General features: G+C 39.9%; 19 protein-coding genes, 2 tRNA genes and 3 pseudogenes. 18 read left to right on the forward strand and 6 right to left on the reverse strand.

Annotation, left to right across the window (positions count from 1 at the left end; all coding sequences use genetic code 11):
* Positions 1 to 13: 13 nt before the first annotated feature.
* The 5 genes from NYZ99_RS03345 (at position 14) to NYZ99_RS21145 (ending at position 3,963) form a co-directional block, all read left to right on the forward strand.
* A complete protein-coding gene (locus tag NYZ99_RS03345; protein WP_260573515.1) occupies positions 14 to 271 on the forward strand; it encodes a hypothetical protein in 258 nt (85 codons plus the stop codon).
* The gene (locus NYZ99_RS03350; RefSeq protein ID WP_260573516.1) at positions 247 to 702 is read left to right on the forward strand and encodes a carboxylesterase family protein; all 456 of its coding nucleotides are present in this window, start codon (positions 247 to 249) and stop codon (positions 700 to 702) included. The genes NYZ99_RS03345 and NYZ99_RS03350 overlap by 25 nt, the downstream gene beginning before the upstream one ends.
* Complete coding sequence (locus NYZ99_RS03355) at positions 699 to 1,568, forward strand: carboxylesterase family protein (protein WP_260573517.1); 870 nt, start codon at positions 699 to 701, stop codon at positions 1,566 to 1,568. Before NYZ99_RS03350 ends, NYZ99_RS03355 begins: the two co-directional genes overlap by 4 nt.
* Positions 1,569 to 2,369: 801 nt before the next feature.
* Positions 2,370 to 3,845: a glycoside hydrolase family 3 N-terminal domain-containing protein gene (locus tag NYZ99_RS21140; RefSeq protein WP_338039271.1), complete on the forward strand. Its 1,476-nt coding sequence runs from the start codon at positions 2,370 to 2,372 to the stop codon at positions 3,843 to 3,845.
* Positions 3,820 to 3,963, forward strand: coding sequence for a hypothetical protein (locus NYZ99_RS21145; protein WP_338039272.1), 144 nt, complete (start codon positions 3,820 to 3,822; stop codon positions 3,961 to 3,963). The genes NYZ99_RS21140 and NYZ99_RS21145 overlap by 26 nt, the downstream gene beginning before the upstream one ends.
* Before the next feature lie 89 nt (positions 3,964 to 4,052).
* On the opposite strand, the gene NYZ99_RS03365 is transcribed toward NYZ99_RS21145, so the two are convergent.
* The 4 genes and pseudogenes from NYZ99_RS03365 to mutS form a co-directional block, all read right to left on the reverse strand.
* Positions 4,053 to 4,562, reverse strand: a complete 510-nt coding sequence (locus NYZ99_RS03365) for a PepSY-associated TM helix domain-containing protein (protein WP_260573518.1) — start codon at positions 4,560 to 4,562, stop codon at positions 4,053 to 4,055.
* A 320-nt stretch (positions 4,563 to 4,882) separates the two neighbouring features.
* Positions 4,883 to 4,966: transfer RNA gene (locus NYZ99_RS03370), tRNA-Leu, on the reverse strand.
* Positions 4,967 to 5,149: 183 nt separating this feature from the next.
* Positions 5,150 to 5,222: transfer RNA gene (locus NYZ99_RS03375), tRNA-Gly, on the reverse strand.
* Positions 5,223 to 5,318: 96 nt separating this feature from the next.
* A pseudogene (gene mutS, locus NYZ99_RS03380) lies at positions 5,319 to 7,937 on the reverse strand (DNA mismatch repair protein MutS).
* 103 nt (positions 7,938 to 8,040) lie between these two features.
* Between mutS and NYZ99_RS03385 the strand changes: the two are divergent.
* The gene (locus tag NYZ99_RS03385; protein WP_260573521.1) at positions 8,041 to 8,571 is read left to right on the forward strand and encodes an RNA methyltransferase; all 531 of its coding nucleotides are present in this window, start codon (positions 8,041 to 8,043) and stop codon (positions 8,569 to 8,571) included.
* A gap of 111 nt (positions 8,572 to 8,682) precedes the next feature.
* Here the strand turns inward: NYZ99_RS03385 and folK are convergent, their stop codons facing one another.
* On the reverse strand, positions 8,683 to 9,828 hold the full coding sequence (folK, locus tag NYZ99_RS03390; protein WP_260573522.1) for a 2-amino-4-hydroxy-6-hydroxymethyldihydropteridine diphosphokinase: 1,146 nt from the start codon (positions 9,826 to 9,828) through the stop codon (positions 8,683 to 8,685).
* A gap of 71 nt (positions 9,829 to 9,899) precedes the next feature.
* Between folK and NYZ99_RS21150 the strand changes: the two genes are divergently transcribed.
* From NYZ99_RS21150 to NYZ99_RS21170, 7 genes are all read left to right on the forward strand, one after another.
* Positions 9,900 to 10,349 (forward strand): Clp protease/crotonase-like domain-containing protein, encoded by a 450-nt coding sequence (locus NYZ99_RS21150; RefSeq protein ID WP_338039273.1) that lies wholly within the window; start codon positions 9,900 to 9,902, stop codon positions 10,347 to 10,349.
* Entirely contained in the window at positions 10,346 to 10,492 is a 147-nt protein-coding gene (locus NYZ99_RS21155) for a S49 family peptidase (protein WP_338039274.1), read from the forward strand. The genes NYZ99_RS21150 and NYZ99_RS21155 overlap by 4 nt, the downstream gene beginning before the upstream one ends.
* A 1-nt stretch (position 10,493) precedes the next feature.
* On the forward strand, positions 10,494 to 11,660 hold the full coding sequence (gene sppA, locus NYZ99_RS03395; RefSeq protein WP_338039275.1) for a signal peptide peptidase SppA: 1,167 nt from the start codon (positions 10,494 to 10,496) through the stop codon (positions 11,658 to 11,660).
* 1 nt (position 11,661) lies between these two features.
* On the forward strand, positions 11,662 to 12,372 hold the full coding sequence (locus NYZ99_RS03400) for a queuosine precursor transporter (protein WP_260573523.1): 711 nt from the start codon (positions 11,662 to 11,664) through the stop codon (positions 12,370 to 12,372).
* A 154-nt stretch (positions 12,373 to 12,526) separates the two neighbouring features.
* Entirely contained in the window at positions 12,527 to 13,372 is an 846-nt protein-coding gene (locus tag NYZ99_RS21160; RefSeq protein ID WP_338039276.1) for an AsmA family protein, read from the forward strand.
* A 48-nt stretch (positions 13,373 to 13,420) separates the two neighbouring features.
* Positions 13,421 to 14,275, forward strand: coding sequence for a translocation/assembly module TamB domain-containing protein (locus NYZ99_RS21165; RefSeq protein WP_338039277.1), 855 nt, complete (start codon positions 13,421 to 13,423; stop codon positions 14,273 to 14,275).
* Positions 14,276 to 14,280: 5 nt separating this feature from the next.
* Positions 14,281 to 15,261: an AsmA-like C-terminal region-containing protein gene (locus tag NYZ99_RS21170; protein WP_338039278.1), complete on the forward strand. Its 981-nt coding sequence runs from the start codon at positions 14,281 to 14,283 to the stop codon at positions 15,259 to 15,261.
* Here the strand turns inward: NYZ99_RS21170 and NYZ99_RS03410 are convergent.
* Positions 15,254 to 16,047: pseudogene (locus NYZ99_RS03410) on the reverse strand (DUF2797 domain-containing protein). The gene NYZ99_RS21170 and the pseudogene NYZ99_RS03410 sit on opposite strands and share 8 nt — an antisense overlap.
* A gap of 76 nt (positions 16,048 to 16,123) precedes the next feature.
* Between NYZ99_RS03410 and NYZ99_RS03415 the strand changes: the two are divergent.
* The 5 genes and pseudogenes from NYZ99_RS03415 (at position 16,124) to NYZ99_RS03435 (ending at position 20,183) form a co-directional block, all read left to right on the forward strand.
* A pseudogene (locus NYZ99_RS03415) lies at positions 16,124 to 17,642 on the forward strand (GH3 auxin-responsive promoter family protein).
* A gap of 23 nt (positions 17,643 to 17,665) precedes the next feature.
* Positions 17,666 to 18,778 (forward strand): helix-turn-helix domain-containing protein, encoded by a 1,113-nt coding sequence (locus NYZ99_RS03420; RefSeq protein WP_260573525.1) that lies wholly within the window; start codon positions 17,666 to 17,668, stop codon positions 18,776 to 18,778.
* Positions 18,779 to 18,870: 92 nt separating this feature from the next.
* On the forward strand, positions 18,871 to 19,398 hold the full coding sequence (locus tag NYZ99_RS03425; RefSeq protein ID WP_260573529.1) for a hypothetical protein: 528 nt from the start codon (positions 18,871 to 18,873) through the stop codon (positions 19,396 to 19,398).
* A gap of 232 nt (positions 19,399 to 19,630) precedes the next feature.
* Entirely contained in the window at positions 19,631 to 19,933 is a 303-nt protein-coding gene (locus NYZ99_RS03430) for a hypothetical protein (RefSeq protein WP_260573530.1), read from the forward strand.
* On the forward strand, positions 19,917 to 20,183 hold the full coding sequence (locus NYZ99_RS03435) for a hypothetical protein (protein WP_260573531.1): 267 nt from the start codon (positions 19,917 to 19,919) through the stop codon (positions 20,181 to 20,183). The genes NYZ99_RS03430 and NYZ99_RS03435 overlap by 17 nt, the downstream gene beginning before the upstream one ends.
* The last annotated feature ends 1 nt before the right edge of the window (position 20,184 follow it).

The following is a 20,184-nucleotide window of genomic DNA, read 5'->3' on the forward strand; positions in this document are numbered from 1 at the left end:
AAAAACTATAGAAATGAAAAAACGAATACTGAATTTTTTTGTAATATTCTTTATATGTTCACTTGTTATGACTGCCCAAGAAGTGACCACTGGGAAGGATGTGGCCGTGACCAATACTGAAAATGGTAAGGTACGTGGATATATCGAGAATGGGATTTTTACCTACAAAGGTATTCCCTATGCCAAGGCGGAGCGCTTTGAGGCATCGGTGAAGCCGATTCCTGGGAAGGAGTTCGTAGTTCCACTATGTATGGTCCCGTTGCTCCATTAATGACACCTACCACTTCGGTCCAGGATGAATCGGAGTTTGTATTTGACCATGATTGGGGGTATACCAGTGAGGACTGCCTAAGTTTGAATGTTTGGACACCCAGTATATCCGATACTAAAAAAAGACCCGTAATGTTTTGGATTCATGGGGGTGGTTTTACGGCTGGATCTAGTCATGAACTTCCTTCATATGACGGTGAAAATCTTAGTAAAAAAGGGGATGTTGTGGTCGTTTCCATCAATCACAGATTAAATGTCTTGGGCTTTTTGGATTTATCGGCCTATGGGGAAAAGTATAAACATTCTGCCAACAATAGCATATTGGATATGGTTATGGCTTTGGAGTGGGTCAAGACAAACATCGAGAATTTTGGCGGGGATCCTAACAATGTTACCATATTTGGTCAATCTGCGGGGGCGGCGCTAAGGTGAACACTTTGATGGCCATGCCCAAGGCCAATGGACTTTTTCATAAGGCAATCAATCAAAGTGGTGCTACTAGAAGTGGCATTACGGAAAAGGAGGATACCCAAGCTATCGCCGCAGAAACCGTTTCCATTTTAGGTTTGGATGCCTCGAATATCGATAGTATTCAGAAGATTCCATTTCAGGTATTAGCAGATGCAGGCGCCAAAGCACTACAAAATGTCGCACAAAAATTGAGGGATTCCGGCAAGCCTATGATTGGTTTTGGTCTTAATTGGGGATCCAGTAGGGATGGAGTGGATTTACCTTATCAGGTACATTCGGATGAGGCATTGGAATTATCAAAGAATATACCTCTATTGATTGGTACTGTTAAGAATGAATTTGCTCCTTTCGCCAATATGAGATTCTTGAACGCTTCCAAGGAAGAAATCATGACCCATATTAAGGAAACGTACAAGGATAAAGCGGATGATTATATCGCGGCGGTAAAAAAGGCCTATCCGAACGATACTGATCCTAAAGATCTGTTGGACGTTGATACTAGATTCCGCCCAGGAGCTGTGGCACAAGCAAATACTAAATCAAGCTTGGAAGGCGGGGCAGATGTGTATATGTATCTCTTCACCTGGCAGTCACCTGTATTTGATGGAAAATACAAATCCCTACATTGTATGGAACTCCCCTTCGTTTTTGATACTGTGGACAAGGCCAACCAAATGACCGGTGGTGGCGCTGAGGCCCATGCATTGGCTGCTAAAATGAGCCAGGCTTGGATCAACTTTGCAAAAACAGGAAATCCAAATTCTGAGAATTTGCGGAATGGCCGGCCTATACTGAAGAGAATACAGCAACCATGCACTTTGATGTGACCTGTGAGTTAAAGCCACAGTTGGATAAGGAACTTTTTGAATTGACATCCAGCCGATAAAAATCCAATAAGCGTTTATAATGAAACTATTTTGTAAAACTTATGTTGTTTTTTATAGCAGTTTAGCTTTGCTTACCTCAAGTTGTGAAACGGCTCCCAAGTTCAGCGAGGAAGTCAAAGGAGACCATACAATCGTAAGAAATACCGATGGTGCTACTTTGGGCTATCATCCGGAATCTGGTATAAAACTGTTGACCGTAGATGGATTTGCCTTTAAGGACTTGAATAAAAATGGTACGTTGGACTCCTACGAGGATTGGCGCTTACCTGTAGAGGAAAGAGCAAAGGATTTGGCCTCAAAAATGACTATTGAACAAATTGCTGGACTGATGTTGTACTCGGGTCATCAATCCATTCCGGCAAGACCCCAGGGCTATTTCTCCGGTACCTACAATGGAGAACCTTACACGGAAGGAAAAACGGATCCATCCGACTTAACAGATCAACAGAAAAAGTTCCTTGAAGCCGATAATCTGCGTCACGTATTGATAACCACTGTGCAATCTCCTGAGGTTGCCGCTCAATGGAACAATAAATTACAAGCGTTTTGTGAAAGTATTGGTTTGGGAATACCTGCCAATAATAGCTCCGATCCAAGGCACGGAACTGTCGCTCGTATGGAGTACGATGCCGCTTCCGGCGGTGATATATCCATGTGGCCAAGTTCTTTGGGAATGGCTGCCACCTTTAATCCGATTTGGTTCGGCAGTTTGGTGAAATTGCTTCCAAGGAATATCGGGCATTGGGAATCACTACGGCCCTATCACCGCAAATCGATATTGCCACGGAACCTAGATGGGCACGTTTTAATGGTACTTTTGGGGAAAGTTCCAAGTTGGCGGCGGATATGGCACGTGCATACACGGATGGATTTCAATCGTCAGCAGATGGGGACTGGGGTACTGAAAGTGTTAATGCCATGGTAAAACATTGGCCTGGGGGAGGGGCCGGTGAAGCGGGACGCGATGCGCACTATGGTGCCGGTAAATATGCCGTTTATCCAGGCAATAATTTTGATGAGCACATGATTCCTTTTCTAGAAGGCGCCTTTAAACTTGAAGGTGGGACTAATATGGCTTCTGCCGTAATGCCCTACTACACGATATCCTGGAATCAGGATTCCAAGAATGGTGAAAATGTGGGAAATTCTTATAACGAATACATCATTAAGGATCTACTTCGTGGAAAATATGGATATGACGGTGTCGTGTGTACCGATTGGAGTGTTACACATGAGCATACCGTTATGGATAATTTTATCGATGGAAAGCCTTGGGGGCTTGAGAACCTGTCCGAAGCTGAACTCCATTACAAGGCTTTGATGGCTGGTGTGGACCAGTTTGGGGGGAACAATGACGCCCAACCGATTTTAGATGCATATGAGATGGGCAAGGAAGAACATGGGGAAGAAAAGATGCATGAAAGAATGGAAAAATCCGCTGTTCGCCTTTTAAATAATATTTTTAGTGTGGGTGTTTTTGAGAATCCGTATGTGGTACCTTCCGAAACAAGGGAAGTCGTTGGTCAACCAGCATTCATGAAAGCGGGCTTTGAAGCACAGATTCAATCCATTGTCATGTTGAAAAATACAAACAATGTCCTCCCCCTAATGGAAAGGCAGAAAGTATATGTACCCCAACGTTATGTTGCTGCAAGTCGAAACTTTTTGGGTATGGAAATTCCTGCATCAACCGACTATCCAGTGAATATGGAATTGGTCAAAAAATATTTTGAGGTAGTTGATAATCCGGATGACGCCGATATTGGATTAGTATTTATAGAAAGTCCTTCTTCCGGAATCGGGTATGATAGGATCGATGTTGAAAAAGGTGGCAATGGGTACTTTCCTATAAGTCTTCAATATGGTGATTATACCGCTACCGAAGCACGAGCGGAAAGTATTGCCGGAGGTGATCCCTTGGAGGACTTTACCAATAGAAGCTACAAGAACAAATCGGTTTCAACCAATAATGCAACGGATGCCGAATTGGTAGCTAAAACGAAATCACTCATGAAAGGAAAACCTGTGTTGACTGTGGTACATACGACGAACCCAATGGTATTTTCAGAAATAGAAAAACAATCCGATGCAATATTGGTGGGTTTTGGGGTACAGGATACAAGCACTTCGGAAATCATATCCGGCAAAGCGGAACCATCTGCCTTATTGCCTTTCCGGATGCCGAGAGAACATGGCCACTGTGGAAACCCAATTTGAGGACGTACCCATGGATATGGTACCTTACACAGATGCGGAGGAGAATGTTTATGATTTTGCCTTTGGATTAAATTGGAACGGTGTCATACAGGATGAGCGTGTCTCGAATTACAAATAAAAACTCTATTACTAAAGTTGCAGACTCTCTTAAAAGCAAAGACCCGGACAATCGTCCGGGTCTTTGCTTTTATTTGAAAGGCTAATGTATTAAACCATTAAAAGCACCACCGTCAATAAAAATCCCGCGACGGCAAAATAGATTCCTTTTTTATAAATGGGCGCTTTTGGGTTGATCATAAAAAATGCAGATACTGAAAAGAACAGTAGCCCTATGCCAAATAAGATGGCTAGCCAAAATAAGGGATTCCCTTGATGCATCTTATGCAGGTTGTTCATTTTTTCGATGACTATGGGTTGGCGTTTTTCGGTATAGGATACATCGCCAGTAGCCTTATTGTAAGAACCGTTTTCAAAATAGACCATATCGCCCTCTGTTTTGTCGACTTTAAAGAAGCGCATACGAAGTTCCTCTCCAAGTTTTTCATCGTTCAAGCCAGCAGGGATGGTTTTGGTAATGGTTACATCCTTTTTCAGGAAATCTGTATTACGAAAGGTAAGTACTATACCGCTAATGGCATATACTGCCATAATACCTGCTAAGAAAAAGCCTAGGTATCTATGAAATTCCCTGAAGGTGTTCTCTGATTTTCTGCTCATAATAATATCTATTGTTTAGTGTGTTATTAATTTTTAGGATTTTAGCGTCACCTTAAAAAGTGCTTAAAATAGTGTGTAATTTTTAATGAATGAATAAGTTCGTTCGATTTCAATTTTAGATGCCTAAAATAACAAAAGGTTTAATGGGGAGGGTTGTATTTTATAGGAATTTGACGGGTTTGGAGAAAAATGGCAAGCTTACAGCTTCAATGGGATCCTCACATTTTCCCAATTATATTTGAAATTAATTGAATCCTCAATTTTTTGGCACTATAAAAAGTAAAAACCCTTGAAAATCAAATGATTAATAAGGGTTTTTGTACTCGAGGCGGGACTTGAACCCGCACGGGCAAATGCCCACAGGATTTTAAGTCCGGCGTGTCTACCAATTCCACCACTCGAGCATATTTGTTGCCGTTTGTTGGCAACAGGTAGTACAGTATGTTAAGAACACAGTCCATATCTCAATATTTCGGAGTGTCTATCTCCCGATAACTATCGGGACCACCACTCGAGCAGGACTTATTATTAAACAAAAAACTCCGCCTAGTTGGCTAAGCGTAGCCGTAGCCGTGCGGAGTAAAAAGAGCGAAAAACGGGATTCGAACCCGCGACCTCCACCTTGGCAAGGTGGCGCTCTACCAACTGAGCTATTTTCGCAGATTTTAAAGAACGTACATCTCCTAAAAGATGCGGATGCAAATTTAATACAATTCTATAAATGTCAAAGTAAAAAAAGCAAAAGAATCCCTTTTCTTAAGAGGTGGCTTTCTTCTTTTTTGATAATAAGCGTTTTATCTCGTTCAACTTCATTAAGGCCTCTACAGGTGTCAGGGTGTCGATATCCAAATGAAGGATTTCTTCCTTGATTTCTTCTAACAACGGATCGTCCAAATTAAAGAAGCTCAATTGCATGTCATCTTGTGACGAAGAAATTTTTTCTGTAAGCTCTTCATTGGAATGCGATTTTTCCAATTTCTTTAGGATTTTGTTCGCTTTTGCAATGACCTGCTGTGGCATACCCGCCATCTTGGCTACATGAATACCAAAACTATGCTCACTTCCGCCGGGTGTCAATTTTCTGAGGAACAGGACATTATCCTTTAGCTCCTTGACGGAGACATTAAAATTCTTAATACGATCAAAGGTTGCGGCCATCTCGTTCAACTCATGGTAGTGGGTGGCGAACAAGGTCTTGGCCCTAGCCGGGTGTTCGTGCAGGTATTCCGAAATAGCCCAGGCGATAGAAATACCATCGTATGTACTGGTACCCCTTCCAATTTCGTCTAATAGGATCAAACTTCTTTCGGAGAGGTTGTTTAGAATAGAGGCGGTCTCGTTCATTTCAACCATGAATGTGGACTCTCCCATGGAAATGTTATCACTGGCACCAACACGGGTAAAAATTTTATCAACATAACCGATCTGTGCCGATTCCGCAGGTACAAAGCTTCCCATTTGGGCCAAGAGCACGATAAGGGCCGTTTGCCTTAATATGGCAGACTTACCGCTCATATTGGGCCCAGTTATCATAATAATCTGTTGGCTGTTACGGTCCAGTGAAACATCATTGGCAATATAGGCCTCCCCCAAGGGCAGTTGTTTCTCTATTACCGGATGTCTTCCATTTTTTATGAAAATGTCTGTAGAATCGTTGAGTTCAGGGGCTACGTATTTGTTTTCCTTAGCCAATTGGGTAAAACCACAAAGACAGTCGAGCTGCGCAATTAGGTGGGCATTGTTTTGAACGGGTTGAATATATTCCTGCATCCATAGAATTAATTGTGTAAACAATTGCTGCTCTAAGGAGGTGATGCGTTCCTCCGCTCCTAAAATCTTGGATTCGTATTCCTTAAGTTCTTCTGTTATGTAGCGTTCTGCATTGACCAGGGTCTGCTTTCGAATCCAAGCTTCGGGATCTTATCTTTATGGGTGTTTCGTACTTCTATGTAGTATCCAAATACGTTGTTAGAAGCTATTTTTAAAGAAGAAATGCCAGTGGCTTGGGTTTCACGTTCCAGCATCTCAGTCCAAATAATCCTTGCCACTGGTGGCCAAACCCCGAAGTTCATCCAGCTCTTCGGAAAAGCCTTCGGCAATGACATTGCCTTTCAGTAGGTTCACCGGAGCCTCTTCATTAAGCATTTCCTTTATTTTATTACGTAAAAGGTCGCAAGACTGTAGTTTATCACCAATGAGGGCCGAGCGTCATTTTGGGCATTGGAGGTAATCTGTTTGATCGGGATAATCGCCTCCGGACTATTTTTTAACTGCACAACCTCCTTGGGGTTTACCTTTCCTGTAGAAATCTTGGAAATCAGCCGTTCCAAATCGCCCATGTGTTTAATGTTGGCCTGTAACTTGTCCAGTTCAAGCTCATTTTCGAACAGGTGTTTTACTACCTGATGGCGTCCTCTAATTTTTTGGACATTTTTTAAGGGCAGGGCCAACCAGCGTTTTATCATACGCCCACCCATAGGGGATAGGATCCTATCAATAACATCCAGAAGCGTTACGGCATTTTCGTTTGTGGAATGGTACAGTTCCAAATTTTTGATAGTGAAACGGTCCATCCAAATATATTCGTCTTCCGCAATGCGCTGCAGGGTATTAAGATGTTGTAGTTGCCTATGTTGGGTTTCAGATAGATAATGCAAAATTACACCGAAGCAATGATACCATACTGCAAATGGTCAACCCCAAATCCTTTTAGGGATTTGGTCTTAAAATGGTTAGTGAGGTTTTCCATAGCGTAATCCTCCTGGTACACCCAATCTTCCATATAAAAGGTATGGAATTGGTTCCCAAAAGTTTCTGCGAATTCCTTTCTGTGTGATTTTGCAACTAGAACTTCATTGGGAGAGAAATTCTGTAATAGCTTATCCACCTGTTCCTCACTTCCCTCTGAAGTCAAAAATTCGCCCGTGGAGATATCTGCAAAGGCAATTCCTATTTTTTTACGACCAAAATGTATTGCACACAAAAAATTATTGCTTTTGGCGTTCAAGATATCATCGTTTAGGGCAACCCCAGGGGTAACCAACTCCGTAACCCCTCTTTTCACAATGGTCTTGGTCTGTTTGGGGTCTTCCAACTGATCACAAATAGCCACCCGTTGACCTGCTTTCACCAATTTTGGGAGATAGGTATTCAATGAATGATGTGGAAAACCGGCAAGTTCAGTTCTATCGCCACCATTGTTTCTATGGGTAAGGATAATACCCGAATTTTGGAAGCTTTGACTGCATCTTCGCCAAAAGTCTCGTAAAAGTCGCCCACGCGAAATAGCAACAAAGCATCAGGATATTTTGTCTTGATGGTATTGTATTGTTTCATCAACGGTGTCACCTTTTTCGTATTTCCTTTCGCTGCCACGTGTTCTCTACCTATTTTTGTTGCTTCGTCACGAATATATGGTATTCCACAGGCGATTTGAATTTTTGTTGATATTTAAGGTCGATAGTTGAAAAGTATCCCAATGAGGAAATTAAAGAACGAGGAACTAGATAGATTGGACGTAGAAGAGTTTAAAAAATCCGATAAGATTCCTGTGTGCATTATATTGGATAACATACGCAGTCTGAACAATATCGGGTCGGTTTTTAGGACTTCCGATGCCTTTTTGGTGAAGAAGATTTACCTCTGCGGAATTACGGCAAAACCACCCCATAAAGATATTCATAAAACCGCCCTGGGCGCCACCGAAAGTGTGGAATGGGAATATGTGGAGGATATCTTGGGCCTAATGACAGGACTTTCTTCCCAAGGATATATGAATCTCGCGATAGAGCAGGCTGAAGGTGCCCAAATGCTTCAAGAATTCAGTCCCCAAAAAACGGGAAAGTATGCTCTGGTTTTTGGTAACGAAGTAAAGGGGGTACAACAAAAAGTGGTCGATATTTGTGATTCGGTATTGGAAATACCACAGTTTGGTACCAAACATTCCTTGAATATATCTGTTAGTGTTGGGGTGGTCGTTTGGGACTTTTGGTCCAAGCTACAAAAATAAAAGCCCGGAGTTTCCGGGCTTTTGGTATAGTTTGAGTTAGTTAGTTTCTCAAAAGAGCCTACCAAGAAAGTAAATTCATTTCTTTTGTGCAAGAAAATTGCCAAAATTGTGTTAACTCCGTTGGAGAAGGGCAAAGTCGGAAATGGTGTTTAAGATAGTGTTGTAATCACGCTCGTTGTTTACAAAATCCAACTCTGATACATCTATAATCAATTGATTTTGTTGGGGATATGTTTTTAAAAAATCCAAATACCCACGATTGATATTTTCAAGATAGATCGCATCAATGCCCTGCTCGTAGTCCCTCCCCCTCATTTTTATCTGCTCTAAAAGGCGTGCGGTGGTCTGATACAGATAGACGTAGATTTTGGGCTTTTTGACCTCTTTATACATAAAATTGAAAATCTTTCGATAGAGTTCAAACTCATCTTTTTGCAAGGTCACTTTGGCAAAAATCAGGGATTTAAATATATCGTAATCGCTGATCATAAAATTTTTAAAGAGATCAAACTGATTGGTGTCATCCATGTATTGCTGGTAACGGTCAGCTAAGAAGGACATTTCCAATGGAAAGGCATACCTGGTTTGATCTTTATAAAAATTGGGTAGGAATGGATTTTCGGCAAAACGCTCCAAGATCAATTTAGCATTGTAGTCTTCAGATATTTTAGTAGCCAAACTTGTTTTTCCTGCTCCTATATTGCCTTCAATGGCCGGAAATTGTACATCGGAAAATAACTCAACCCTACTTTTGAAAAGTTTTATGGGGAGTTTGGTAATGTCACTTTTATCCCGGGTTTCCTGTAATAAATTCCGAGTATCCTTATTCACAATTGGGTGATAAAATTGGGGGGCGATATCGGCCAAAGGTTTCAGAACAAATTTACGTTCTATCATTTTGGGGTGAGGTAGGGTTAGGTGTGCAGTGTCCATAACTTCATAACCATAATAAATAACATCAATGTCAATGGATCTACTTTGATAACCTATTTCAGTACCTCGTTTCCTTCCTAAGGATTGTTCAATGACCAATAGTCTCTCTAAAGCTTCATGCGGGGTAAACTTGGTTTTAACTTCAAGACACGCATTGTAAAAATCATCCGACTCAAAACCCCATGAGGGTGCATTGTAAACGCTCGACACAGCAGTTACTTCACCAATACGCTCACCGATAAGGAAGATTGCTTTCTGTAGGTTGTTTCGTTTTTGGCCTAGGTTACTGCCAATCGATAAATAAAGGGTTTGGGTTTCTATCATAATCTGAGGGCAAAATAACTAAAACAAATTCACATTGGTTATCTTTGCAGGCTAATAAAAATTGCTTTTGCATGAAGTTTTTGAGAAACCTATTGGCGGCAATTCTAGGTACTTTAATCGCCTTTGGAATTGTCTTTGTCATGTTCTTTGTGTTGATTACACTTTTGGGAAGTGGGGAAGATGCGGTGAACGTAAAGAGAAACTCCGTTTTGGAGATTCAATTGCAGCGACCCATTGCGGACTACACTGGTAGCAGCGAAATCAATCCGTTCTCTGGTTTGTTTGAGGAATCCCAGGGATTGGATGAAATCCTTCAAGCAATTACCGTGGCCAAGGACGATGATCGAATAAAGGGGATAAGCATCAACAATAATTTTTTGTTGGCCGGATTGGCGCAGACCCAAACATTACGAAAAGTATTGAATGACTTCAAGGAGACTGGTAAGTTTATTTATGCCTATGGAGATTTTTATTCCCGAAGGATTATTATTTGGCCAGTGTGGCAGACTCTATTTTTTTGAATCCAGTAGGTGTTCTTGACTTTAGAGGACTTTCTTCTGAAGTTCTTTATTATAAGGATTTACAGGAAAAGACGGGGGTAAAGATGGAGGTAATTCGGCACGGAAAATATAAAAGTGCCGTGGAGCCCTATCTCGGAAAATGAAATGAGCGAGGCCAACAGGACCCAAATAAAGGAATTGATACAATCTCTTTGGGACTCAATGCTCGAAGATATCTCGATGGATAGGAATATCAGTGTAGTCGAACTTAATACAATTGCGGACACTTTAGGGGGAAGATTGCCCAAATATGCAAAAGAGAGCCATTTGATTGATGACGTTCTTTTTTATGATGAATACGAAAGTGTAATTGCCAATGCGCTATCAGAGAATGAAAATGAGGATATCAATTATATCACGTTGGATGACTACACATTGTATTCCTCCAAAAAAGAATTGAAATCCGGGAACGATAAAATAGCGGTCATTTTTGCTCAAGGGGAGATATTTTATGGTGAGGGAGGACCCGATGTCATAGGCCAAGGAATTATTAACAAAGCCCTTATAAAGGCGCGGGAAGATGAAAAAGTGAAAGCCATAGTACTGAGGGTGAATTCACCTGGGGGTAGCGCCCTAACTTCCGATATTATTTGGAGGGAAGTGGAATTGGCCAAAGCCGTGAAGCCCGTAGTAGTCTCAATGGGAAATGTAGCCGCTTCCGGTGGTTACTACATCGCAGCAGGTGCAGATAAGATTTTTGCGGAGCCAACTACTATTACGGGATCGATTGGCGTTTTTGGAACGATTCCGAATATCCATGGATTGGCCGAGGACATAGGTGTTAATGCGGAACAAGTGGGTACCAATAAGAACTCGGTGGAATACTCCTTATTTGAACCAATGGGAGAGGCCTTTAGGATGCAGGTACAAGAGAGTATCGAGGATACCTATGAAACATTTTTGACACGGGTTTCCAACGGTAGAAATATGTCCATGGCCCAAGCCGATAGTATTGCCCAAGGTAGGGTTTGGAGCGGAGTGGATGCCAAACGATTGGGGCTGGTGGACGAGTTGGGCACGCTTGAGGATGCTATAGCTGAAGCCGCCAAACTGGCGGAGATCGAAAGTTTCGGGATACGTAAATATCCAAAATATAAGTCGGGCTTTGAACGTTTTATGGAGGATATATCGGGTGCGGGAGCAAAAGCAAAGGAGAATTTGATCAAAGAAGAAATAGGGGAGACCCCTTATCAAATCTTAAAGGATATAAAATCCTTTATGAACCGTAAAGGAGTTCAGGCTAGAATGCCCTTCACATTGAATATCGATTAAGATGATCTTGAAGGATAAATTGCTGGCTCGAAGGATATACCTATACCTAGGGGCCCTTTTTATTACTTCATTGGTGGTGTCCAATCTCATATTCCAAAAGTTCTTCTTTTGGAAACCGTTTGGGGACGTTACTGTTTTTGGAGCTCCCTTATTTGAGATATCAGTGGGAATACTTCCTTATCCTGTTACCTTTTTGATTACGGACTTGATTTCTGAAATTTTTGGTAAAAAGAAAGCCAATCAAATTGTGGTAGCGGGTATTTTTGCTTCGTTTTTTTCTTTACTGATCGTGTATACGGCCAATTCAGTTCCCGCTACGGTCGCAGTCCCCATAGGAGATGATTTGTTTACCTCGGTTTTCGGCAATACCATTATTGCCGTTTTTGCCTCTATGATGGCCTATCTTTTGGCCCAGTTCGTGGATATACAGATTTATCACTTTTGGAAAAACCTCACCAAGGGCAAATATTTATGGTTGCGAAATAATTTTTCTACATTTTCCTCACAATTTATAGATACGTTCACCGTAGTACTACTTTTATGTTCTTTTGGTGAAATACCATGGGAGCGTTTTACTGGTCTTGTTATTAGCGGGTTTATTTTTAAGATAATTATAGCAGTTTTAGACACTCCTTTCCTCTATTTCTTCGTATATATACTGAGGAAACGCTTTAAGCTTGGTCTCAACCAAGAAATTGATCTGGATGTATAATATTTAATACAGTTTCCTGTTTTTATTGAAATAAATGTGTACCGGTATATAATACCCTGTTTTTGGGATGTGTACCGTTCCCAATCATGTGAAACCAAAGCATATTTAAAAATAACGGTCATAGCATGATTTTTTAAATTTTATATGATTTAAAATGAAGAAGAAAATTTTTAAGATTATAGCCGTAGTGGTATTGTTAATTGTCGGTTTGCTTATTGCCATACCTTTTTTTCTGGAGGCTAAAATTGGTGATATCATTAGAAACAATGTAAACAACTCGGTAAATGCCACCTTGGATTTTTCCGATGCCAATTTAAGCCTGATACGCAGCTTTCCCAATGCCGAGGTGAGCTTAAAGGACGTCAGTTTGGTAAATAAGGTCCCTTTTGAGGGAGATACACTATTTGCCTCAAATGAAGTCTCACTTTCTATGGGTGTCATGCAACTCCTAAAATCTAGCGGAGATCCAATTTCTATTTCAAAATTGATTATAGAGAATGCTAAGTTGCATATAAAAGTTGACGAAAATGAGAATGTAAATTACGATATCGCCAAGGAATCCCAAGTAGGTGATGATAATAGTGCATCCAACACTGAAGGTTTTACTTTTAATATGGAAACCTACGAGATAAATAATTCAACTATTGTCTATGATGATTTTGCTACGGGCATTCATTTACAAGTGAATGAAATGAACCATAAAGGAACGGGAGATCTGTCCTTGGCAAACTCAGAGTTGGATACGCATACCGATGCCTTGGTGACCTTTGAAATGGATAGTGTCAACTATCTAAACAAAAATAAGGTGCAGTTAGATGCATTAATCGGCATCGATTTGAACGAAAACAAATATTCATTTTTAAAGAACGAAGCTCCGGTAAATCAACTTCCGTTGGTTTTCGAAGGCTTCGTAAAAGTAAACGAGGATAATCAAGAATTGGATATCAGTTTTAAGACACCCTCATCGGATTTTAAAAATTTCTTGGCGGTCATCCCGTAAACGTATTCCAAGAACATTTCAAATGTCACTACCACGGGAGATTTTGTGGTGGAAGGCAATTTTAATGGGGTAGTGGATGAGGAGCATATTCCAAAATTCAACATTAAGATCAATTCTGACAATGCTTCATTTAAGTATCCGGACTTGCCTAAAACAGTAAAAAACATATTTATTGATGTGGTAATCAATAACACCACAGGAATTACGGAAGACACTTACGTAGATATAAATAGGGCATCTTTTATGATCGATGAAGATCGATTTAATATGACTTCAAAAATATCCGATTTAATGGGCAATACCAAGGTCAATGCACACCTGGATGGTAAAATGAATCTTGCCAATCTCGAAAAGGCGTATCCCGTACCTGCCGGACTTAGCTTGAAAGGCTTATTAAATGCCGATATTACTACGGCTTTCGATATGGCGACTATTGAAAGAAAGCAGTACGAGAACACTAAGACGGAAGGTCAGATGACCTTGACCGATTTTGAATATAAATCAGAGGAAATACCTAATCCGGTAGTTTTAAGTGCCACATCGATCTCATTCAATCCCAAATCAGTGACCTTACGAGAAATGAAAGGGTCAACAGGAAAAACCGATTTTCAAATAACTGGTACTATAAACAATTTCCTAGGGTACTTATTCAACAATGAAAATGTGGAAGGGAACTTTAATCCGGTTTCCGACACCTTTGCTTTGAACGACTTTATGATTGCGGACACTATCGGGGAATCTGAAAATAGTAGCTCCCAACCTCAAGAATCGGAAGAAAAAATTAAAATCCCCTCTTTCCTCGATGCCAATTTTTATGCAAGGGCCAATACTGTCATTTATGATAATATTACGCTTAAGGACGTTTCGGAAACCTTAGAATTAAGGATGAAAGGGCAACTTTGAGCAATATGACGTCATCATTATTCGATGGAAAAGTAGCTTTGAATGGGGAGGTTTCCACCAAGGAAGAAACGCCCACTTTTGCAATGAAATTGGGCTTGGACCAATTGGAATTAAAAGAAAGTTTTGAGGCATTGGAATTATTTCAGGCATTGGCGCCGGTCGCGAGAATACTCAAGGGAAAATTTAGTTCAGATATTACACTTTCAGGTAATTTGACGGAAGATTTTACGCCCGATCTTTTATCATTAACTGGAAATATACTCGCGGATGTATTGACCCGGGAAATAAGTTCAGATCAAGCCCCGGTGCTTTCTGCTTTGGATACCAAACTGGATTTCATCAATTTGGATAAACTGAGTTTAAGGGAGCTAAAGACTAAGTTGTCGTTTCAAGGTGGTCTAGTATCAGTAAAGCCTTTTAGCATTAACTATCAGGATATTGAAATCAGTGTTGATGGTAGTCACACCTTTGATCAAAAAATGAACTACAAGGCGACCTTACAAGTTCCTGCCAAGTATTTGGGCAAGGATATTAACAATCTAATTGCCGGAATTGATGACCGTTCCCTCGATAGTCTTACCATTCCGGTAACCGCCAATATTGGTGGATTTTATTCAAGTCCGGAAGTAACTACGGACTTGACTTCCGGCATCAAAAATTTGACCAGCCAATTAATTGAAATCGAAAAACAGAAATTGGTAAATAAAGGAAAGGATAAAGCGAAGGACTTGATCGGAGATATTTTGTCCAATTCTTCAAAAAAGGATTCTACGAATAGTCAGGATGGGAAAACAGGGGCCAAGGAAGTGCTGGGTGGATTGCTTGGGGGTTCAAAAGTGGCAGACTCTACAAGGGTGAAAACTGATACGGTAACCACATCACCCAAAAAAGAGGAAGCCGTTAAAGAGGCTGCCAAGGATGTATTAAAAGGTCTTTTCGGCAAGAAAAAGACAGAAACGGAAACAAAAAAAGATTCCGTTAATTGATGGTAAGACCAATATAATAGCCTTCACTTCCCCTTATGTTGAACACGGTATTGTCCTCAAATATAAGATACTGACCTTTTATGCCTTTAAGGATTCCTTGATAAGCTGGGGTTTTGTCAAGGCTCAGACTATTGACCTTCTTGGGAAATTGTAATACGGGGAATTCTAAATTGGTTTCCGTATTGTTTTCAATAAAATAGGGTTTTGCTTCCTCTGGTATGTAAGACTTCAATTTGTTGCGCCAAGCGACCAGATCTTGATCTTCGATATCATTGGTCAGCATTTTACGCCAATTTGTTTTGTCGGATACATGCTCTTTAAGGGCAACTTCCGTGATTCCGGCCAAATACCTGTTTGGGACTTCAACTATTTCGATTGCCTCGTGGGCTCCTTGATCAATCCAACGTGTTGGAATGCGGGTCTTTCGGGTTACCCCCACTTTTACGTTGCTAGAATTCGCCAAATAAACGATGTGGGGCTGTAATTGCACTTTTTTCTCGTATTCCAAATCCCGGTCTTCCTGATCCAAATGTGCCTTGCTCAATTCGGGCGCATAATCCACTCTCCTGCAGCGGGAATATCAAAAAAACAGGATTTGCAAAACCCTTGGCGATAAATGGGTCGGTCATTTCCACAGTTGATGCACTGGTGTTTTATAAATTCTATCTGCAGTTGGTTGTCCAGTACTTGGTTCATATTTAGAAAGTCCGATTCAAAAACCAAATAGTATTGTATGGGACTGCCCAACTCAGTTTGCATTTTTTTTAGAACACCTTCGTACTGCATACTAATTTTCTATTAAAATTTCAATTTGAAAATGATAGGGATATACCCTATTTTTAAGCGTTAAAGATACCCAAAAATGTCCATTCCGCTGTTCAATTCCATAGCTTCTTGGCTGCTAAAAAAGCGCTATCACCAGATTGAACTTTTTTTAAAATATCCTGAAGAAGTCCAGGAAGAGGTATTATTGAATCTGTTGGAATTTGCCGAGGACACTGAGATGGGTAGGCATTACGACTTTGATTCCATACATGATTACAAAACCTATAAGGAACGTCTTCCTGTAGCATCGTATGAAGAGATTGAGCCCAATATAGAAAGAACACGTAGAGGAGAGCAGAATCTATTTTGGCCTACGACGATAAAGCTATTCGCAAAGAGCAGTGGAACTACTAATGCCAAAAGTAAGTTTATTCCTGTTAGCTCAGAGGCCTTGGAGGATTGTCATTATAAATGCGGAAAGGATTTACTGTGCCTATATCTTAATAACAATGAAAATTCCCAATTGTTCACGGGTAAGAGTTTACGATTGGGAGGGAGTAAGGAATTGTATGAAGACAATGGTTCGTTTTTTGGAGATTTGTCCGCCATCTTAATTGACAATATGCCTTTATGGGCGGAATTTAGTAGTACCCCTAGCAACAAGGTTTCTTTGATGAGTGAATGGGAAACCAAGCTAGGTGCGATTATTAAGGAAAGTGTACAGGAAAACGTAACCAGTTTGGCAGGTGTGCCTTCTTGGATGTTGGTATTGTTGAATAATGTATTGCAAGAGACCGGTAAGGAACATTTATTTGAAGTATGGGAAAATCTTGAGGTGTATTTCCATGGTGGTGTCAGTTTTAGTCCGTACAAGGAACAATATAAGAGTCTCCTGCCTAGAAAGAATTTTCGATATTATGAAATCTACAATGCATCAGAAGGTTTTTTTGCCATTCAGGATAGGAATAATGCCGAAGATCTTCTTTTAATGCTAGACTACGGGATTTTTTATGAATTCATTCCCATGGATATTTATGGAACGGAACAACAGGATTGTATTCCACTCACGGGATGTGGAGTTAGAAAAGAATTACGCCATCGTGATTACTACAAATTCCGGTTTATGGCGATACAAGATAGGGGACACCGTTCGTTTTACCTCAAAGAACCCATATAGAATAAGGGTCACTGGTAGAACCAAGCATCACATCAACGTATTTGGTGAGGAATTGATTATTGAAAATGCCGAAGAGGCACTTAAATTGGTGTGTCTAAAGACCAATACGGAAATAAAGGATTATACTGCCGGTCCCGTTTTTATGAAAGGTAAAAAGAAAGGCTCCCATGAATGGATAATAGAATTTAGGAAATCCCCGGAGGATTTGAATTATTTTACCGAGCTGCTGGATAATGCCTTAAAATCACTGAATTCCGATTATGAAGCCAAGCGTTACAACAACATAACACTTGAGATGCCCAAGGTTCATATGGCCCGTGAAAATCTTTTTTATGATTGGTTGAAGATCAATGACAAATTGGGAGGGCAGCATAAAATTCCAAGGCTTTCCAATAGAAGGGACTATATTGAAAAGTTACTACGAATGAGCAGTAGTTAGAAGAAAAAAATTAATTTTCTTACATGACTGGAATTTTTAATTTTCTAATGATTGCTGGTGCTGTACAGGGATTTATATTTAATGTGGCGACTTTTTTGTCCCGCAAAAAAATAGAGAGACCCGTCCTGTTTTTAAACCTTTTCGTTTTCTTTTTATCGCTGAATAATTTGCAGTCTTGGTTTCTTGAGAAACACTTTGTAGATTCCAAGTTTGAACTTGCCAACTTTACCTTGCCATGGTATGTTCTAATAGTTCCCATGTTTTATGCCTTTTTGGTACACTACTTGGAAATTGAAAAAGAAATCACCTCGTTTGTAAGAATATCAATAGGGGTTTTTGGTATTGAGTTGTTGACCAGGGCCGTCATCATAGTAATGGTGAATAACTCGGTTTGGCCTCCATTCCTTCCGGAACTATACAATAATATTGAAGATGTAGTTACACTTTCTTACTCCCTCTTCTTGTTTTTTAAATCCGCCCAAATAGTTTTTGGAAAGAGTTATGACATTTCCCCCGTAATAGATTTTGATGATTTATACTGGTTAAAATGGTTTTTTTATTTAGGTATGGGCGTTTTTTTACTTTGGATATTGGCCATTTTTTTCAATATAACGGAATTGGTAAAAAAGCCTTATAGCTATTATCCTCTGCGTTTAGCTTCATCCATATTGATATACTGGGTGGGATATCAGGCCTTTTTCAGATATGTAGTTTTAAAGGATAGGATCATACTTAGAAAAGAAGTACGTAAAAAGAGTAGAACTGAGCATTCCGTCAAAGTTAGGGTTGATAGGGGAGCCATTACATTTGCGGAGATAGAACGCATTATATTAAGAGAGCAGGAGTACCTGGACCCCTATTTAAGTTTGGAAAAACTTTCAGAGAAAGTAAACAAAAGTGTCAGCACAGTTTCAAAACTTATGAATACTTACACAAATGGTAATTTTACGGATTACATTAATAAATATAGGGTAGAAGAAGCCAAGGCCCTACTTTCCAATCCCAAATTTTCTTATTACACTGTAGCTTCCATAGGTTTGGAATGTGGCTTCAATTCTAAATCCACCTTCTATCCGGCATTTAAAAAATTTACTGATTTAACACCTACGGAATTCCGTAATAATATGGGCCGTTAGTTTAAGATCGTCCCATTTTTTCTTGTCTCGGATAATTTAGGACAGTTGAAAAACATGGTTTTCTAGTTTAGCATAAACTTTAAAGGAAAACTATGAAAACTTGGGTCAATCTTATTTTTATTTTGGTGGTAACATCGGTTCTAGCACAAAACAATCTCGTTTATATGGAATTGGGTGGAAATGGAGGCATTTTTTCACTCAATTATGAACGAAGCTTTCCCAGGGCAGGAGGGATAGCTCTCAGAGCGGGTTTGGGAATTTCATTTTTTGAATTTGAGAAAGAATCGGTTAACTATGAATCTACAACACAATGTTTGTTTTGTGGCATATTCACAGATTTGCCTAGAACTTCTTTTAGTCTTCCTATGTCCGTACACTACCCTATTGACCTAAAAAATGGTAATTACTTGGAGGTGGGCCTTGGTAGCACATGGCAATTGTCCAAAAAATCCCTACTTGTTCAATATGGTTCCTTATTTTTTAGACGACATTTTGGTGAAAATAGAAAATGGATATGGAAGGTCGGCCTAACTCCAATTTTAGGGGTTATCGGTGAAAATGTGGATAAAAGTTCCGAACCTACTTTATGGTATGGCATATCGATAGGAAGAAGATTTTGATGAGTGAAGGAAATGTTGGCCCTTATGGTTTAGATCCTTAAGGATTGAGAATACATGGCACAAAGCAAAATAGCCACAATAGTTTTCCTTAACATGTAGGGTATTCAAGTATTTTGTTTGACTGCTTATGTCGAATAATTCATTCAATTAAACAAATAAATTATAGAATCGTCCGTTAATTGTACAACTTGAGGCTATTGTTCCCAAACTATTAATTTACAAAACTATAATTATGGCTGAAAAACTTGTGATTGTCTCCGATATGTGGGGCACTAAAAAGGGCCTTTGGATTACATCGTACCTAGGTTATTTGCAACAATATTTTGATATAACTTTTTACGATAGCCAACAACTGGCAAATCTTGATTTACCAATACAGACCGAACAAAACATCCATGAAGCATTTTTAGATGGTGGGATTGATACGGCAGTTGCCCACCTTTTGAAAAAGGAAAAATCGCCTTGCTATTACCTTGCTTTTAGCACAGGTGGTACTATTGTCTCGGAATGCTGCAAAAATGGGTTTGCCTGTTAAGTCGCTCTTATCCATTTCTTCAACAAGAATTAGATTTCAGGACGAGAAACCTTTAGTACCTTTTCAACTGATATATGGGGAGAGGGATGCCAATAGACCGGATGATATTTGGGCCAATAAAATAGATGTTGAAATGGATGTCATTCCAAATTATGGGCATACCTTGTATACCGATGAAAAAATAATTAGGAAGGTTTGTTTGGCCTTGTTAAAAGAAGTCACTTCAATAAATATCCCGAGAAAAAATTGAA

The sequence above is a fragment of the Maribacter litopenaei genome (assembly GCF_025244665.1).
GTDB lineage: Bacteria > Bacteroidota > Bacteroidia > Flavobacteriales > Flavobacteriaceae > Maribacter > Maribacter litopenaei.

Excerpts from the sequence above, each read along its gene's own strand:
- NYZ99_RS21145 (WP_338039272.1), top strand. The coding sequence starts at position 3,820 with ATGGCCACTGTGGAAACCCAATTTGAGGACGTACCCATGGATATGGTA.
- NYZ99_RS21160 (WP_338039276.1), top strand. The coding sequence starts at position 12,527 with ATGAAGAAGAAAATTTTTAAGATTATAGCCGTAGTGGTATTGTTAATT.
- NYZ99_RS03350 (WP_260573516.1), top strand. The coding sequence starts at position 247 with ATGTATGGTCCCGTTGCTCCATTAATGACACCTACCACTTCGGTCCAG.
- sppA (WP_338039275.1), top strand. The coding sequence starts at position 10,494 with ATGAGCGAGGCCAACAGGACCCAAATAAAGGAATTGATACAATCTCTT.
- NYZ99_RS21150 (WP_338039273.1), top strand. The coding sequence starts at position 9,900 with ATGAAGTTTTTGAGAAACCTATTGGCGGCAATTCTAGGTACTTTAATC.
- NYZ99_RS03435 (WP_260573531.1), top strand. The coding sequence starts at position 19,917 with ATGGGTTTGCCTGTTAAGTCGCTCTTATCCATTTCTTCAACAAGAATT.
- NYZ99_RS03425 (WP_260573529.1), top strand. The coding sequence starts at position 18,871 with ATGAAAACTTGGGTCAATCTTATTTTTATTTTGGTGGTAACATCGGTT.
- NYZ99_RS03430 (WP_260573530.1), top strand. The coding sequence starts at position 19,631 with ATGGCTGAAAAACTTGTGATTGTCTCCGATATGTGGGGCACTAAAAAG.
- NYZ99_RS03400 (WP_260573523.1), top strand. The coding sequence starts at position 11,662 with ATGATCTTGAAGGATAAATTGCTGGCTCGAAGGATATACCTATACCTA.
- NYZ99_RS21170 (WP_338039278.1), top strand. The coding sequence starts at position 14,281 with ATGACGTCATCATTATTCGATGGAAAAGTAGCTTTGAATGGGGAGGTT.
- folK (WP_260573522.1), bottom strand. The coding sequence starts at position 9,828 with ATGATAGAAACCCAAACCCTTTATTTATCGATTGGCAGTAACCTAGGC.
- NYZ99_RS03345 (WP_260573515.1), top strand. The coding sequence starts at position 14 with ATGAAAAAACGAATACTGAATTTTTTTGTAATATTCTTTATATGTTCA.
- NYZ99_RS03365 (WP_260573518.1), bottom strand. The coding sequence starts at position 4,562 with ATGAGCAGAAAATCAGAGAACACCTTCAGGGAATTTCATAGATACCTA.
- NYZ99_RS03420 (WP_260573525.1), top strand. The coding sequence starts at position 17,666 with ATGACTGGAATTTTTAATTTTCTAATGATTGCTGGTGCTGTACAGGGA.
- NYZ99_RS03385 (WP_260573521.1), top strand. The coding sequence starts at position 8,041 with ATGAGGAAATTAAAGAACGAGGAACTAGATAGATTGGACGTAGAAGAG.